15 protein-coding genes and 1 tRNA gene are annotated in these 15,087 nt (G+C 66.9%); 1 reads left to right on the forward strand and 15 read right to left on the reverse strand.

The annotated features are described in order from the left end of the window. Window positions 1–31: 31 nt before the first annotated feature. From lon to AB1346_04380, 11 genes are all read right to left on the reverse strand, one after another. The gene (lon, locus tag AB1346_04330; GenBank protein MEW6719660.1) at window positions 32–2,443 is read right to left on the reverse strand and encodes an endopeptidase La; all 2,412 of its coding nucleotides are present in this window, start codon (window positions 2,441–2,443) and stop codon (window positions 32–34) included. A gap of 27 nt (window positions 2,444–2,470) precedes the next feature. After that, complete coding sequence (gene clpX / locus AB1346_04335) at window positions 2,471–3,727, reverse strand: ATP-dependent Clp protease ATP-binding subunit ClpX (protein ID MEW6719661.1); 1,257 nt, start codon at window positions 3,725–3,727, stop codon at window positions 2,471–2,473. Window positions 3,728–3,738: 11 nt separating this feature from the next. Continuing rightward, window positions 3,739–4,347, reverse strand: a complete 609-nt coding sequence (gene clpP / locus AB1346_04340; GenBank protein ID MEW6719662.1) for an ATP-dependent Clp endopeptidase proteolytic subunit ClpP — start codon at window positions 4,345–4,347, stop codon at window positions 3,739–3,741. Further along, window positions 4,344–5,630, reverse strand: coding sequence for a trigger factor (tig, locus tag AB1346_04345; protein MEW6719663.1), 1,287 nt, complete (start codon window positions 5,628–5,630; stop codon window positions 4,344–4,346). Before tig ends, clpP begins: the two co-directional genes overlap by 4 nt. A 50-nt stretch (window positions 5,631–5,680) precedes the next feature. Further along, a tRNA-Leu gene (locus AB1346_04350) sits at window positions 5,681–5,762 on the reverse strand. Between the two features lie 50 nt (window positions 5,763–5,812). Then, window positions 5,813–6,214 (reverse strand): PilZ domain-containing protein, encoded by a 402-nt coding sequence (locus tag AB1346_04355; GenBank protein ID MEW6719664.1) that lies wholly within the window; start codon window positions 6,212–6,214, stop codon window positions 5,813–5,815. Further along, window positions 6,211–7,947 (reverse strand): response regulator, encoded by a 1,737-nt coding sequence (locus AB1346_04360; protein ID MEW6719665.1) that lies wholly within the window; start codon window positions 7,945–7,947, stop codon window positions 6,211–6,213. The genes AB1346_04355 and AB1346_04360 overlap by 4 nt, the downstream gene beginning before the upstream one ends. 1 nt (window position 7,948) lies before the next feature. Further along, window positions 7,949–9,487: a 2,3-bisphosphoglycerate-independent phosphoglycerate mutase gene (gene gpmI, locus AB1346_04365; protein MEW6719666.1), complete on the reverse strand. Its 1,539-nt coding sequence runs from the start codon at window positions 9,485–9,487 to the stop codon at window positions 7,949–7,951. A 1-nt stretch (window position 9,488) separates the two neighbouring features. After that, on the reverse strand, window positions 9,489–10,772 hold the full coding sequence (eno, locus tag AB1346_04370; GenBank protein MEW6719667.1) for a phosphopyruvate hydratase: 1,284 nt from the start codon (window positions 10,770–10,772) through the stop codon (window positions 9,489–9,491). Further along, window positions 10,769–11,224 carry a universal stress protein gene (locus tag AB1346_04375; protein ID MEW6719668.1) on the reverse strand — a complete coding sequence of 152 codons (456 nt, stop codon included), beginning with the start codon at window positions 11,222–11,224 and terminating at the stop codon, window positions 10,769–10,771. The genes eno and AB1346_04375 overlap by 4 nt, the downstream gene beginning before the upstream one ends. A 94-nt stretch (window positions 11,225–11,318) precedes the next feature. Then, a complete protein-coding gene (locus AB1346_04380; protein ID MEW6719669.1) occupies window positions 11,319–11,603 on the reverse strand; it encodes an HU family DNA-binding protein in 285 nt (94 codons plus the stop codon). Window positions 11,604–11,778: 175 nt separating this feature from the next. Here AB1346_04380 and AB1346_04385 point away from each other — a divergent pair, with 175 nt between their 5' ends. Continuing rightward, window positions 11,779–12,657, forward strand: a complete 879-nt coding sequence (locus AB1346_04385; GenBank protein ID MEW6719670.1) for a TonB family protein — start codon at window positions 11,779–11,781, stop codon at window positions 12,655–12,657. A 9-nt stretch (window positions 12,658–12,666) separates the two neighbouring features. Here AB1346_04385 and AB1346_04390 read toward each other — a convergent pair whose 3' ends face one another. The 4 genes from AB1346_04390 to groEL form a co-directional block, all read right to left on the reverse strand. Continuing rightward, on the reverse strand, window positions 12,667–13,056 hold the full coding sequence (locus tag AB1346_04390; GenBank protein ID MEW6719671.1) for a glycine cleavage system protein H: 390 nt from the start codon (window positions 13,054–13,056) through the stop codon (window positions 12,667–12,669). Continuing rightward, window positions 13,053–13,910, reverse strand: a complete 858-nt coding sequence (folD, locus tag AB1346_04395) for a bifunctional methylenetetrahydrofolate dehydrogenase/methenyltetrahydrofolate cyclohydrolase FolD (protein ID MEW6719672.1) — start codon at window positions 13,908–13,910, stop codon at window positions 13,053–13,055. Before folD ends, AB1346_04390 begins: the two co-directional genes overlap by 4 nt. Window positions 13,911–13,921: 11 nt before the next feature. Then, window positions 13,922–14,209: an FmdB family zinc ribbon protein gene (locus AB1346_04400; GenBank protein MEW6719673.1), complete on the reverse strand. Its 288-nt coding sequence runs from the start codon at window positions 14,207–14,209 to the stop codon at window positions 13,922–13,924. A 92-nt stretch (window positions 14,210–14,301) separates the two neighbouring features. Then, the coding region (gene groEL, locus AB1346_04405) for a chaperonin GroEL (GenBank protein ID MEW6719674.1) at window positions 14,302–15,087 on the reverse strand (786 nt) is incomplete at its 5' end.

Here is a 15,087-nt window from a genome sequence, read left to right on the forward strand (position 1 = left end):
ACGCGTCACGACCGCGATCCTGTAACGGCGGTCAGTGAGTGACCACGTCCTCGCCGGGTGTGCCGCCCCCTGCGGGCGGCGCGGAGGGCGGGCCCGCCGCCTCCTCCGGCTCCCCTTCCGCCTTCTTCGCCGGGCCGATCGCCAGCGCCATCACATCGTCCATGTGCGCGGCGAAGTGGATCTCCAGGTGGTTCTTGATCTTCCCCGGCACCTCGGCGAGGTCCTTCTCGTTCTCCGCGGGAAGGATGACGGTCTTGATGCCGCCGCGGTGCGCCGCCAGCAGTTTCTCCTTCACTCCGCCGATCGGCAGCACCCGCCCCCGCAGCGTGATCTCGCCGGTCATGGCCAGGTCGTTGCGCGCGGGCACCCGCATCAGCGCGGAGGCCAGCGCCGTGGCCATGGTGATCCCCGCGGACGGGCCGTCCTTGGGAGTGGCTCCCTCGGGCACGTGGATGTGGATGTCGAGCTTCTGGTAGAAGTCCTTGTCGAGCCCGAGCCGCTCCGCCCGCGTCCGGATGTAGGACAGCGCCGCCTGGGCCGACTCCTGCATCACCTCGCCCAGCTTCCCGGTGACTTTCAGGTTCCCCTTCCCCGGCAGGATCGCGACCTCGATCAGCAGCAGCTCCCCGCCGAACTCGGTCCACGCCAGCCCCGTGGCCACGCCGATCGACTGCTTCTCCTCGGCCTCGCCGTACCGGAACCGAGTCACCCCGAGGTACCGCCGCGCCGCCTTCGGCGTCACCGCGATCCGCTTGCTCTCGGGCTCCTTCACCACCTCCCGCGCGATCTTCCGGCAGATCGACGCGATCTCCCGCTCGAGGCTGCGCACTCCCGCCTCCCGGGTGTAGTACCGGACGATCTCCAGGATCGCCTTGTCGGTGAAGGAGACCGTCTCCTTCGGGAGCCCGTGCTCCTCCAGCTTCTTCGGGACCAGGTACCCGGTCGCGATGTGCAGCTTCTCGATCTCCGTGTATCCCGAGAGGCGGATGATCTCCATCCGGTCCTGCAGCGGCGCCGGGATCGTGTGGAGCATGTTCGCCGTCGTGATGAACATGACGTCCGACAGGTCGTAGTCGACGTCGAGATAATGGTCGTTGAAGGTGTTGTTCTGCTCGGGATCGAGGACCTCCAGCAAAGCGGACGACGGGTCCCCGCGGAAGTCGGTGGACATCTTGTCGACCTCGTCGAGCAGGAAGACGGGATTCACCGTCCCCGCCTTCTTCATCTGCTGCATGATCTTGCCGGGCAGCGCGCCGATGTAGGTCCGGCGGTGCCCCCGGATCTCGGCCTCGTCCCGCACCCCGCCCAGCGACATCCGGACGAACTTCCGCCCCATCGCCCGGGCGATGGAGCGCGCCAGCGAGGTCTTCCCGACGCCCGGCGGCCCCACGAAGCAGAGGATCGGCCCTTTGAGCTTCGAGACGAGCTTGCGGACGGCCAGGTACTCCAGGATCCGCTCCTTGACCTTCTCGAGGCCGTAGTGGTCCTCGTCGAGGACCTTCTCCGCCTCGGTGATGTCGAGCTTGTCCTCGGTGCGCTCCTGCCAGGGGATGGAGACCAGCCAGTCGATGTAGTTCCGGCTGACGGTGGCCTCCGCGGACATGGGGGACATCATCCGGAGCTTCTTGATCTCCTTCTGCGCCTTCTGCTGCGCCTCCTTGCCCATCCCGCGGTTCTTGATCTTGTCCTCGAGCTCGTCCAGCTCCGAGCGCCCCTCCTCCCCGTGCCCCAGCTCCTTCTGGATCGCGCGCATCTGCTCGTTGAGGTAGAACTCCCGCTGCGACTTCTCCATCTGCTTCTTGACGCGCCCGCGGATCTTCTTCTCGATCTCGAGGACCTCGATCTCGGACTCCATCAGCACCAGGATCTTCTCCAGCCGCCCCTCGACGGTGTCGATCTCGAGGACCGCCTGGCGATCGGCGATCTTCAGCGGAAGCTGTGCGGCGAGCGTGTCGGCGAGCCGGGATGCGTCCGCGATGCCGCTTACCTGGTCCACCAGGTCCTGGGGCACCTTCTTGCTCATCCGGGTGAATCCCTCGAAGGAGGAGACGACGTTGCGGACCATCGCCTCGGCCCGCGGCCCGGTGAAGGGGATCGGCGACGCCTCCTCGACGGTGACCTGGAAGAACCGGTCGTTGGGGAGATAGTGCAGGATCCTCCCCCGCTGCCGCCCCTCCACCAGCACCTTCACGGTGTTGTCGGGAAGCTTCAGCATCTGGATGACGTGGCTGATCGTCCCGATCTTGTGGATGTCGTCCTCCACGGGGTCGTTCGTGGAGGGATCGGTCTGCGAGGAGAGGAAGATGAGCCGGTCGAGCGAAAGCGCCGCCTCGAGCGCGGCGATGGACTTGTCCCGCCCCACGAACAGGGGGACCACCATGTGCGGGAACACGACGATGTCCCGCAGAGGGAGCAGCGGATAGATCTTCTTATGCTCTTCCATGTCGGCGGAGCCCTCCCGCCCCCGGGATCAGGCGAGCTCCGCCGTTTTTCCGTGCACGATCTCCGGCGGCACCTTCCCGGCGACGACGTCCTCGTTTACGATGCACTTCCTGATGTCGGTCCGGGACGGAATCTCGTACATCACGTCGAGCATGATGTGCTCGATGATGGAGCGCAGCCCCCGGGCCCCGGCCTTCCGGTCGATCGCCTGGAGGGCGATCGCGTGCAGCGCCTCGTCGGTGAACTCGAGCTTCACGTTCTCGAAGTCGAACAGCCGCTGGTACTGGCGGACCAGCGCGTTCTTGGGACGCGTGAGGATCTGCACCAGCGCCTCCTCGGAGAGCTCGTGCAGCGTGGCCAGGACCGGCAGACGCCCGACGAACTCGGGGATCAGGCCGAACTTGACCAGGTCTTCCGGCTGGCTGAGCTCGAGGAGCTTGCCCAGGTTCCGGTCGGTCCGGGACACGATGTCGGCCGCGAAGCCCATGGTCTTCTTCGAGGTGCGCCGCTCGACGAGCGACTCCAGCCCTACGAACGCCCCTCCGCAGATGAACAGGATGTTCGTCGTGTCGACCTTGATGAACTCCTGCTGCGGGTGCTTGCGCCCCCCTTTCGGCGGCACGTTGGCGATCGTCCCCTCGAGGATCTTCAGGAGCGCCTGCTGGACCCCCTCCCCGGAGACGTCCCGGGTGATGGAGGGGTTCTCGGACTTCCGGGCGATCTTGTCGATCTCGTCGATGTAGACGATCCCGCGCTGCGCCTTCTCCACGTCGTAGTCCGCGGACTGGAGCAGCGACAGGATGATGTTCTCCACGTCCTCCCCGACGTACCCCGCCTCGGTGAGCGTGGTCGCGTCGGCGATGGTGAACGGAACGTTCAGGATCCGGGCCAGCGTCTGCGCGAGCAGCGTCTTGCCGCTGCCGGTGGGCCCCAAAAGCAGGATGTTCGACTTCTGGAGCTCCACGCCGTCGCCGCCGCTGCGCGACTCGATCCGCTTGTAGTGGTTGTAGACCGCCACGGAGAGGATCTTCTTCGCGCGCTCCTGCCCGATGACGTACTCGTCCAGCGTCTTCTTGATCTCCGTCGGTTTCGGGATCCGGCGCCGCTTCTCGTCGAGGTTCCCCTCGACTTCATACTCCTCGGAGATGATGTCGTTGCACAGCTCGACGCACTCGTCGCAGATGTACACCGTCGGGCCCGCGATGAGCTTCCGGACCTCGTTCTGCGCCTTCCCGCAGAAGGAACAAACCAGAAGGTTCGCCTTGTCGTTGAATTTTCGGGTCAATGGGCCCTCCGTCAGTCGATCAGAGGCTTGATCGTGGGAGCGCGTTTGGCGACTACCTGATCGATTATACCATACGCTTTCGCCTGCTCCGACGACATGTAGTAATCCCTCTCGGTATCCGCCGCAATCCGGTCCAGCGGCTGCCCCGTATGCTTTGCCAGGATCCCGTTCAGATGCTCCCGCAGGCGGAGGATCTCCTCCGCCTGGATCTTGATGTCCGTGGCCTGCCCCCGCGTCCCGCCCATCGGCTGATGGATGAGGATCCGGGCGTTCGGCAGCGCCGTCCGCTTCCCTTCCGCCCCGCCCGCCAGCAGGATCGCCGCCATCGAGGCCGCCTGCCCGAGGCAGACCGTCGAAACCTTGGGCTTTATGAACTGCATCGTGTCGTAGATGGCCATCCCCGCCGTAACGACGCCGCCGGGGGAATTGATGTAGAGGTTGATGTCCTTGTCGGGATCCTCCGCCTCCAGGAACAGGAGCTGGGCGATCACGAGGTTCGCGATATCGTCGTCGATCGGGCTCCCGATGAAGACGATCCGGTCCTTCAGGAGCCTCGAATAGATATCGTAGGCCCGCTCGCCGCGGCTGGTCTGCTCGACGACCATAGGGACAAGGTTCATTCCGCCACCTCTTCCTTCACTTCGGCATGATCCAACAGGAAATTCATCACTTTTCTCTCGAGCAGCCGGTCCCGGAGGGCGTCCATCTCCTTCTCGTCGCCGTGCCTCTCCCGGACCTTTTCGAACGGCGTCCCTTCCCGCTCCGCCATCCGCTTCATCTCTTCCTCGATCTCGGAATAGGGGACGTCGAGGCTCTCCTGCCGGGCGATCGCGTCGATGAGGAGCCCCACGCGCACCGACCGCTCCGCGCTGAACTTGAGGCGCTCGGACATCTGGTCGAAGTCGAGCTTCGTCTTCTTCAGGTCCACCCCGGAAGACTCCATGTGCTCGATGGTGCTCTCGATCATCGACACCGTCTGGCGCTTCACCAGCGTGGGGGGGACGTCGAACCGGTTGCGTTCGTCGAGCGCCTTGCGGAGCTGCTCGTCCGCCGCCTGCCGCGCCTTCCCCTCGGCCTCCGCCTCGAGGCGCTCCCGCATCCTCTTCCGCAGCTCCTCCACGTTCTCCGCCCCGAACTGCTTCGCGAAGCCGTCGTCGAGATCGGGGAGCTTCCGCTCGCGGACCCCGGTCACCTTCACCTCGAACGACACGGTCTTCCCGGCGTATTTCGGCACGGGATGCGTCACCGGGAAGGCCACCTCGAAGGAGCGCTCTTCGCCCGCGGCGACGCCGATCATCCGGTCCTCGAACTCCTGCCCGAACGGGATGCCGTTGGAGAGGACGATCACCACCTTCTCGTTCTCGTCCACCGTCTCCCCGCCCGAGGTCGCCTTGAACGAGAACTCCGCCAGGTCGCCGCGCGCGGCCTTCCGCCCCTCCTCCTCCGGCTGGAACCGCGCGTACGGGGTCCGCAAACGCTCGACCGCCGCCGCGACCTCCTCGTCGGTCACCTTCGGCCGCTCCTTGACGACGGGGATCCCCTTGTAGTCCTTCGCCTCCACGTCGGGCACCACCTCGACGGTGACGGAGAACCGGAAGTCCTGCCCCGAGACCGCCTTGCCGGCGTCCACCTCGCCCAGGGAAAGGATCTTGATGTCCTTTTCCTTCACCACGTCCGAGAGCGTCTCCCGCACCAGCCGGTCCGAAAGGTCGGACTCGACCGAATCCCTGAACATGCGCTTCACCATGTCGAGCGGGGCCTTCCCCCGGCGGAACCCCTTGAGCGGCACCTCTTTCCGGATCTCCGCGAACTGCTCCTCGACCCGGCGGGTGATATCCTCCGCGGGGATCTCCACCGAGATCTTCCTCTCCGTTCCCGATACGGCCTCGACGTTCGTTTTCATCGTTCCTTTTGCCTTTCCTGGTTTCTATTAGATACCGATCCGCCGGTTCCTGGTGCGAGAGGAGGGACTTGAACCCTCACGGTTGCCCACCGGATCCTAAGTCCGGCGCGTCTGCCATTCCGCCACTCTCGCACATGCGGAAGGAGCCGAAACGGATACTTTAATCGATTCTGCCTACAGGATCAACGGTCCGGGGAGGGCGGCTTTTCCGGCAGGAAGAGCTCCTCGACGGCGGAGGCCTCCTGGTCGAACTGCATTCCGAAGATGTACTGTCCCGGGGCGGTTTCGGAGCCGCGGAACCAGGCCACGGTCCCCTGCACCCGGATCGGCGGCCTCCCCTCCGGGAGGATCGTGGCGTCGATCCGGTTCTGGTGGACCATCAGGGTGTCGTACATGATGTGGATGCCGTCGGGAGCGATGCGCGGCGTGACCACCGACATCCCCTTGGGGGAGATGTCCTTGACCGTGCCGGTGACCGGGGTCGAGACGCGCCTGGGGTCCTTCCCGCTGCGGACGGTGAAGACAACGGTAGCCACTGGGAAGTATCGCTCCTTCCTTCGCCTGTCCTTGCCGAACAGGTTCATCCGGCGGTTTCTTCCTTCTTCTCCTCGTCGAGGCGCCGCAGCCCTTCCATCATGAGCTGCATCTCGTCCATCTCGATCGTGCGGAGCTTCGTGGACTGCCCGTGCGCGATGGTGAAGGGCCCTTCCTGCCAGCGCAGCATCTCGTAGAAGGCGGCTTCCCCCGACACGGGACCCCGCTCCGCGTGACGGATGCGACCGTTCTCGAAATAGATCCTCCCTTCGCCCGCCGGTCCCTTGACGCTGACGCAGGCGGTCTTCAAGCCCAGGTGGAGGGTCTGCACGATGTCGGGGATTCCGAGGTTCTTGAGGTCCCCGACGACCCCCGTCGGCTGGGTCGCCCCCCCCTTCCTCCACTTCGAGTCCCTGCGGATGATGTTCCGGATGCGGGCGGCCAGGACTTTCAGGTCCACCGGCTTGACGAGGAAGTCCTCGGCGCCGAGGTGGAGCGCGTCGACCTTGGTCTGGGGGTCGTCCTTCCCGCTGATGAAGATCACCGGCGTCTCCCCGTGCGGCGCGCCCGATTCCCGGATCCTCCGGAACATCTCGATCCCGTCCATTCCCGGCATAAGGATATCAGAAACGATCAGGTCGGGGGCGGCCTTCTCGACCAGCGCCAGGGCGTCCTCGGCGTTGTCGGCCGCGACGACGTCGAATCCCTCGTTCACCAGCTTCAGCTTGAGGAGGGTGAGGTAGTCGACCTCGTCGTCCACCATCAGGACGGTGGGCTTGGGCCCCATCCCCCGGTAGAAATACTTCCGGTCGACGACCGAGGAGAACACCTCGACCACCTCGGGGTCGAACTGGCTCCCCACGTTCTTGTGGAGCTCCTGGATCGCCTCCTCCTTGGTGAGGCTGCGGCTTCGATAGGGCCGGTGGGCCGTCATCGCCGCGAATGCGTCGACCACGGAAAGGATCCGCGCCCCGATCGGGATCTCCCGTCCTTTGAGCCCGCTGGGATATCCCTTCCCGTCGTACCGCTCGTGGTGGTGGATGATGATCGGGCGGACCTTCCACGGGAAATCGATGGACTCGATGATCTTCGCGCCGTTCTCGCAGTGCGACCGGAGCGTCTTGTACTCGGCCTCGGAGATCTCCCGCCGCCCCTGGAGAATCTCGTTCTTGATCCCCACCCGGCCGATGTCGTGGAGCAGCGCCCCCACGACGATCTCGTCGACCGTCTCGGGGGGAAGCTTCATCTCCTCGGCGATCGAGCGGGCGTACTCCATGGTGATGTGGGAGTTCCCGCCGAAGAAGGGGTCGTTGACCTCCTGCAGCCCCACCATCACGTCGATCGTGTCGATCAGGCATTTCTTGAGCCGCTCCAGCCGCTCGTCCGCGGTCGGGGCGGGAGGCGCCTCCGCGGCCGCCGGGGCGCCGCCCCGGAGGAGATCGAGGATCTCCCGCTGGTCGAGGATGAAGTCGGAGTAGCCGAACCGCAGGACGTCGTCGGAGCTGCGGATCGCCGTGAAGGAGGACATGACGACCACGTGGGTCTTCGGCGAGGCCTTCTGCAGCCGCTTCTTCAGCTCCACCCCGGAGATGTCCGGCAGGAAGGGGTCGACGAGCGCGCAGTCGATCGACGAGCTCGCCGCGATCTTCAGCGCCTCGGCCCCGGACCCCGCGAGGACGGCGTGGAACCCCTCCTCGGTGAAGAGCTTCAGCAGCATGTCCCGGACGGCGACGTCGTTGTTCACGATCAGCGCCGACCGGGGGGCCGCGTGGGAAGCGGTCATCTCAACCCTCCCGGACGTCGGTTCCGGTCATCGCGGAGGGAACCGGGATCGACAGCAGGTTCAGGATCGTCGGCGCGATGTCCTCCAGGGCGCGCTCCCCGCGCAGCCGCATCCCCCGGGCCGCGGGATCGGCCAGGACGAGGGGGACGAGGTTGGTCGTGTGCGCGGTGTGGGGCCCGCCCGTCGCCGGGTCGATCATCTGCTCGGCGTTTCCGTGGTCCGCGGTCACCAGCGCGATCCCCCCTACCTCCCATACCTTCTCCACAACCCGCCGGACGTTCCGGTCCACCGCCTCGACCGCCCGGATCGCCGCCGGAAGGATCCCCGTGTGCCCCACCATGTCGCAGTTGGCGAAGTTGAGGATCATCAGGTCGTGCTTCCCGGAGCCGATCTCCTCCGCGGCGCGCTCCCCCACCCCGTCCGCGCTCATCCCGGGCATCAGGTCGTACGTGGCGACCTTCGGTGACGGGATCAGGACGCGCGTTTCCCCGGGGAAGACCTTCTCCTCCCCCCCGTTGAAGAAGTACGTCACGTGGGCGTACTTCTCGGTCTCGGCGATCCTCAGGTTCCGCAGCCCCCGCTCCGCCAGCACGTGCGCCAGGATGTCGGCCATCCCCTGCGGCGGGAACGCCACGGGGAGCCCGAACTTCCCGTCGTACGCGGTCATGCAGGCGTAGGACAGCCGCAGCTCCTCCGCGCCGGGGAAACGGTCGAATCCCGGCTGCGTAAGCGCCCGCGTGATCTCCCGGACCCGGTCCGCCCGGAAATTGCAGCAGACCACGGCGTCCCCGGGAGAGATCCTGCCCACGGGCCCGCCGCCCCGGACGATCACCGCGGGCTCGATGAACTCGTCGCCGACCCCCGCCTCGTAAGAGGCCGCGACGGCGGCGACGGGGTCCTCGAAGGGCTTCCCCTCCCCGCGCACCATCGCCCGGTATGCCCGCTCGACCCGCTCCCACCGGTTGTCCCGGTCCATCGCGTAGTAGCGGCCCATGACGGTGGCGACCTCCCCCGTCCCGATCCGCTCCATCTCCGCGAGGAGCGCCTTCAGATGGCCGATCCCGCTGCGGGGCGGCGTGTCCCGGCCGTCGAAGAACGGGTGGACGAACACCTTCCGGACGCCGTTCTCCCTCGCCATCCGCAACAGCGCGTACAGGTGGGTGTGCAGGGAATGCACGCCGCCGTCGGACAGGAGGCCGAGGAGGTGGAGCGCCCCCCCGCCCTCCCGCGCCGCGTCCATGGCGGCCCGCAGGACCGGGTTCCGGAAGAAATCGCCGTCACGGATCGATTTCGAGATGCGGACGAGATCCTGGTACACCACCCTGCCCGCTCCGAGGTTCAGGTGCCCGACCTCGGAATTGCCCATCTGGCCCGCGGGCAGCCCCACGCGCTCCTCGGATGCGTGGATCAGCGTCCTGGGGAAGCCGGCCCAGAGCCGGTCGAAGAACGGCGTCTCCGCGAGGGCCACCGCGTTTCCCCCGGTCTCCTCGCGGTAACCCCACCCGTCCATGATGACGAGCGCGACGAACGGTCTTTTCATCTCAGATATTATAGAACACTCCCCTGCCGTCGAAGCGCGCCGCCTCCCCGAGCTCCTCCTCGATCCGGAGAAGCTGGTTGTATTTCGCCATCCGGTCCGTCCGCGAGGCGGAGCCGGTCTTGATCTGCCCGGTGGAGAGCCCCACGACCAGGTCGGAGATCGTGCTGTCCTCGGTCTCGCCGGAGCGGTGGGACACGACGGCGGTCCAGCCGGCCCGCTTGGCCATCTCGATGGACTCGATCGTCTCGGTGACCGTGCCGATCTGGTTCAGCTTGATGAGGACCGAGTTGGCCACCCCCTTCTCGATCCCCTTCCGCAGGATCGAGGGGTTGGTCACGAACAGGTCGTCCCCGACGATCTGGATCCGGTCCCCCATCGCATCGGTGAAGATCTTCCACCCGTCCCAGTCGTCCTCGGAGAAGCCGTCCTCGATGGAGACGATCGGGTACTGCCGGCACAGGTTCTCGTAGAACTTCACCATCTGCTGCGCGTCCCGCTTCGACCCGTCGGACTTCCGGAAGACGTATTTCCCCTTCTCCCCGAACTCGGAGGCGGCGGCGTCGAGCGCGATGCAGATCTCCCTCCCCGGCTTGTAGCCGGCCTTCACGATCGCCTCGAGGATGACCTCGACCGCCTCGGCGTTCGACCGCAGGGAGGGGGCGAAGCCGCCCTCGTCCCCCACGTTGGTGTTCAGCCCCTTGCCCTTGAGCACCTTCTTCAGGTGGTGGAACGTCTCGACCCCCATCCGGAGGGCGTCCGAGAAAGTCTTCGCCCCGACGGGCATCGCCATGAACTCCTGGATGTCCACGTTGTTGTCGGCATGGGAGCCGCCGTTGAGGATGTTCATCATCGGGACGGGGAGGGTGCAGCCGCCGACGCCGCCCAGGTACCGGTACAGGGGGAGGCCGCACGCGTCCGCGGCCGCACGCGCGACCGCGATCGACACGCCGAGGATCGCGTTGGCGCCGAGCTTTCCCTTGTTGGGCGTGCCGTCCAGCGCGATCAGCATCCGGTCGACGAGGACCTGGTCCACCGCGTCCTGCCCGAGAAGCTTCGGGGCGATCACGCGGTTCACGTTCCGCACGGCCTTCGTCACGCCTTTTCCCATGTATGCCTTCGGGTCCCCGTCGCGCAGCTCCACCGCCTCGCGCGTGCCCGTGGATGCGCCCGAGGGTACGATGGCGCGCCCTTCCGCCCCGGATTCGAGCAGCACCTCGACCTCCACCGTCGGGTTCCCCCGGGAATCGAGCACCTGCCGTCCGTGGACATCGATGATCGTCGTCATGCGACATTCCTCCTCTCTGCCTGGCGAACGGAAAGCACGGGGCAAGGCGCCATCCGGACCACCTTCTCGGCCGTGCTTCCGAAGATCACGTGCTCCACGCCGGTGCGGCCGTGGGTCCCGATGACGATCAGGCCGGTGCCCTCCTCGCGGGCCAGCCGGACGATCTCGCGGTACGGGACGCCGGAAACGATCCGGGTCGCGACGGCCGGCATTCCCTGGAAGTGGGCCGCGACGAACCGCTCCATCGCGTCGCTGCAGTACGCCTCCATCCTCCCGCGAAGAAGCTCGATCGGGACCTCGCCGCGGAACATCGGATCGAACGCCGCCGGCTCGTCCATCACGTGGAGGACCAGCAGCTCGGACCCGAAGTGCCCGGCGAGCCGGCGCGCCGCGCGGGCGGCCTCGGCGGAGCATTCGGAGAAATCGGAGGGCAGCAGGATCTTCGAGAACATGGCCTTATCCCTCCTCCTAAAAATCCGCCCCGGCCGTGATCGCGGACGGCCGGGGCGGGAAAGGGATGAACGGAACCGCTGACTGCTTCGCGCGCTACTTCTTCTTCCCTCCGACCGCCTCCTTGAGCGACTTGCCGGCGGTGAACTTGGGAATCTTGGCGGCCTTGATCTTGATGGCCTCGCCGGTCTGCGGATTGCGGCCCATGCGGGCCTTCCGGTTGCTGACGCCGAAGGTACCGAAACCGGTGAGGGTGAGCTTCTCGCCCTTCTTCAGACACTTGGTGACGGCTCCCAGAAACGCTTCGACCGCTGCTTCCGCCTGCCCCTTCCCGATCCCCGCCTCCGCGCGAACGGCCTCGACCAGTTCCGCCTTCGTCATCTGCCGAACCTCCTAAAGATTTTATGGGCTCCCCGGGATCCGGAGAAAAACGCAAGGTTCAAGGCTTTTCAGACTGGATTCATTAATGCCGAAAGGCGTTCCCGTGTCAAGGCCAATCCTGCCCCGGGAGACCGCGGGGGGCGGGGCCGCCGCGGGATTGGTATAATGATTCGTTATGCCACGACGCAGAACTTTCCTCATCTGCACGGTCGCCTCCGTGCTGTTCCACCTGGTCGTGCTCTGGCTCGTCTGGCTGCTCCCCGACACGGCGCCGCGCCGGGAAGAGGTGATGGAGGTCGACCTCGCGGACATCCCGCGCGCGACGGATTTCCTCCCGCCGCGGCCCGGCATCATCGAGGGACAGCGGCCCCGGCCGGCCGCGCCGCCGGAGGCGCGCGCGAAGTCCCGCCCGGAACGCCGTCCCGACGACATGATGGAGGGTCGCGTCCCGGACCTTCCCGTGGACTCGTCGCTGCCGCCCGAGAAGTCGTTCCCGGCGCCCCGCGCGAAGGAGGAGCCGGGGAAACAGGGCGGCTCCGCGTCTTCGGGCTCGCCGAGGTCGCTGCGGGATCTTACGCCTTCGCTCGGCAAACTGGTGATGGCGCGCGAGGAACCCTCGGGGGGACGCGGCCGCGGCGGCGCGTCCGGGGCCGCCGTGGGCACGGGCGGGAAGGCGGAGGAAAAGGAGGGCGTCACGGAGGAGGGAGGCGGCGGCTTCCGCCTGACGCCGCTGAACGCGCCGGAGGTGCAGTACATCTCCTACTTCGCCTCGATCAAGCGGAAGATCGAGCTCGTGTGGCAGTATCCCTACGACGCCGCCGCCGCCGGGATCCAGGGGGACCTTCTGATCGATTTCGTGATCGGGCGCGACGGGAAGCTGGAGTCGGCCGAGATGATCCGCGGATCGGGCCACAAGGTGCTGGACGACGAGGCGATGCGGTCGATCCGCAAGGCGGCCCCCTTCGACCCCATCCCGAAGGAGTACGACATCCCCAATCTCCAGATCCGCGGGCGGTTCGTCTACGTCCACGGAGGGGCGCTGCGCTTCCGCTGAGGAGCCGCCTCAACCCTCTCCCGCGATCCGCGCGTATTCCTCCCCCGCCAGGAGGGACACGGCCTCGCCGGCTCCCGACGGCCGAAGCCGCAGGAGCCACCCTTCCCCGTAGGGATCCTCCGTCACCCGCCGCGGGACGCTCTCCACGCCGGGATTCACGTCGACCACGGTCCCCGCGAGGGGCGACACGATCTCGAAGACCGCGAAGGACGACTCCACCAGCCCGATCGGCTCGCCGGCCTCGACCTCGGTCTGCCGGGGCGGCAGCTCCACGAAGACCGCATCGCCCAGGATCGCGCCCGGGACGTGGGTCAGCCCGACGCGGACGTCTCCCCCCGGCTCGCGCATCGCCCAGACATGGGACCTGGAATATTCCCGGTCGGAAGGGGGGTCGGTCATCGCCCGCAGCGGCGGAGCGCCGCTTCGTAAGTGTTCCGCATGAGCATGGCGATGGTCATCGGGCCGACGCCGCCGGGGACCGGAGTGATGGCGCCCGCGACCTCCCGCGCCTCCTCGAAGGCGACGTCGCCGCAGAGCTTCCCTTCCGCGTTGCGGTTCATCCCGACGTCGATGACGACCGCCCCCGGCTTGATCCAGGAGCCGCGCACCATTTCGGCCTTTCCCACCGCCGCAACCACGACGTCCCCGGAGCGGACGACGGCGGGGAGGTCTTCCGTGCGGGAGTGGCAGATCGTCACCGTGGCGTGCCGGGACAGAAGGAGCATCGCGGCGGGCTTTCCGACGATGTTGCTGCGCCCGATCACCACGGCGTGCTTCCCCTTCAGCTCCACCTTCTCGTGGTCGAGCATCCGCAGGATGCCGTACGGCGTGCAGGGGAGGAACGACGTCCCTCCGGTGAAGAGCCGTCCGGCGTTGACGGGATGGAAGCCGTCGACGTCCTTCGCCGGGTCGATCGCCTCGATCACCTTCTTCTCGTCGATGTGCTTCGGGAGGGGGAGCTGGACGAGGATGCCGTGCACCGCCTCGTCGGCGTTCAGCCCCGCCACCGCGTCCAGGAGGTCCCGCTCCTTCGTGTCCGCCGGCAGGTCGATCTGGCGGGACAGGAACCCCGCCTCCGCGGCGGCCTTCCCCTTGTTGCGGACGTACACCTGGGAGGCGGGATCTTCGCCCACGAGGACCACCGCGAGCCCGGGCCGCACTCCCGTGCCCGCCGCCAGATCGGCCGCGGCGGCCTTCACCTCCGCGCGGACGGACGCCGCGATCGCCTTTCCGTCGATCAGCCGGGCGGGCATGTCGCACCCCCTCAGGAAGGATCGGTGCTGAGCTTGGGCAGCGGTTTCTTCGGGCGCGCGGAGGCGGCGGGCGCCTCGTCCTTCTTCGGCGCGGGCTTGTCGGATCCGGGCACCTGCGACTTCTTTCCGTAGTCGGTGACGTACCAGCCCGAGCCCTTGAGGTGGAACGAGCTTCTCGAAATCTTCCGCCGGGCCCTCGCGCCGCACTTCGGGCACTTCACGACCGGCTTCTCGTCGACCCCGTGGATCTTCTCGACGACCGTTTCGCACTTCCCGCACATGTATTCGTAGATGGGCATGACCGCGATCCTCCGGCGCTCCGCGTTCGGTCGAAATAAAAAAGCGCTCCCCGGGCCGCGGGGGCCCGGGGAGCGCCGCAGCTTCCCCTATCTTAATACATTCCGCCCATTCCGCCACCGGGGGACGACGGGTGCATCGGCATGGGATTGCTCTTCTCCTCGGGCTTGTCGGCGATGGCGCACTCGGTGGTGATCATGAGGCCCGCCACCGACGCGGCGTTCTGCAGCGCCACGCGGGTCACCTTCGTCGGGTCGAGGATGCCGGCCTTCATCAGGTCCTCGAACTCCTCCGTCCCCGCGTTGTAGCCGAAGTTCCCCTTGCCGCTCTTGATCTTGTCGACGATGACGCCGCCGTCCTGGCCGGCGTTGATGGCGATCTGCTTCGCCGGCTCGTAGAGCGACCGCTTCACGATGTCCACGCCCGCCTGCTGGTCGTGGTCCATCTTCAGGCCGTCCAGGGCGACCGCCGCCCGGATGTAGGCGACGCCGCCGCCCGGCACGATCCCTTCCTCGACCGCCGCGCGGGTCGCGTGCAGGGCGTCCTCGACGCGCGCCTTCTTCTCCTTCATCTCGCTCTCGGTGGCCGCGCCGACGTTGATCACCGCCACGCCGCCGACGAGCTTCGCCAGCCGTTCCTGGAGCTTCTCCTTGTCGTACTCGGAGGTGCTCTCCTCGACCTGGGCCCGGATCATCTTCACGCGCCCCTCGATGTCGGACTTCTTGCCGGCGCCGTCGATGATCGTGGTGTTCTCCTTGTCGATGACCACCCGCTTGGCGCGCCCGAGGTCGGACAGGGTGACCGCCTCGAGCTTGATCCCCATCTCCTCGGCGATCGATTTCCCGCCGGTGAGGATCGCGATGTCCTCGAGCATCGCCTT

Source organism: Thermodesulfobacteriota bacterium, assembly GCA_040758155.1.
Lineage (GTDB): Bacteria > Desulfobacterota > Deferrimicrobia > Deferrimicrobiales > Deferrimicrobiaceae > UBA2219.

Coding starts and splice junctions, on each gene's coding strand:
- AB1346_04360 (MEW6719665.1), bottom strand. CDS start 7,947: ATGACCGCTTCCCACGCGGCCCCCCGGTCGGCGCTGATCGTGAACAAC.
- lon (MEW6719660.1), bottom strand. CDS start 2,443: ATGGAAGAGCATAAGAAGATCTATCCGCTGCTCCCTCTGCGGGACATC.
- gpmI (MEW6719666.1), bottom strand. CDS start 9,487: ATGAAAAGACCGTTCGTCGCGCTCGTCATCATGGACGGGTGGGGTTAC.
- AB1346_04390 (MEW6719671.1), bottom strand. CDS start 13,056: ATGACCGACCCCCCTTCCGACCGGGAATATTCCAGGTCCCATGTCTGG.
- clpP (MEW6719662.1), bottom strand. CDS start 4,347: ATGAACCTTGTCCCTATGGTCGTCGAGCAGACCAGCCGCGGCGAGCGG.
- AB1346_04355 (MEW6719664.1), bottom strand. CDS start 6,214: ATGAACCTGTTCGGCAAGGACAGGCGAAGGAAGGAGCGATACTTCCCA.
- eno (MEW6719667.1), bottom strand. CDS start 10,772: ATGACGACGATCATCGATGTCCACGGACGGCAGGTGCTCGATTCCCGG.
- AB1346_04400 (MEW6719673.1), bottom strand. CDS start 14,209: ATGCCCATCTACGAATACATGTGCGGGAAGTGCGAAACGGTCGTCGAG.
- AB1346_04385 (MEW6719670.1), top strand. CDS start 11,779: ATGCCACGACGCAGAACTTTCCTCATCTGCACGGTCGCCTCCGTGCTG.
- AB1346_04380 (MEW6719669.1), bottom strand. CDS start 11,603: ATGACGAAGGCGGAACTGGTCGAGGCCGTTCGCGCGGAGGCGGGGATC.
- AB1346_04375 (MEW6719668.1), bottom strand. CDS start 11,224: ATGTTCTCGAAGATCCTGCTGCCCTCCGATTTCTCCGAATGCTCCGCC.
- folD (MEW6719672.1), bottom strand. CDS start 13,910: ATGCCCGCCCGGCTGATCGACGGAAAGGCGATCGCGGCGTCCGTCCGC.
- tig (MEW6719663.1), bottom strand. CDS start 5,630: ATGAAAACGAACGTCGAGGCCGTATCGGGAACGGAGAGGAAGATCTCG.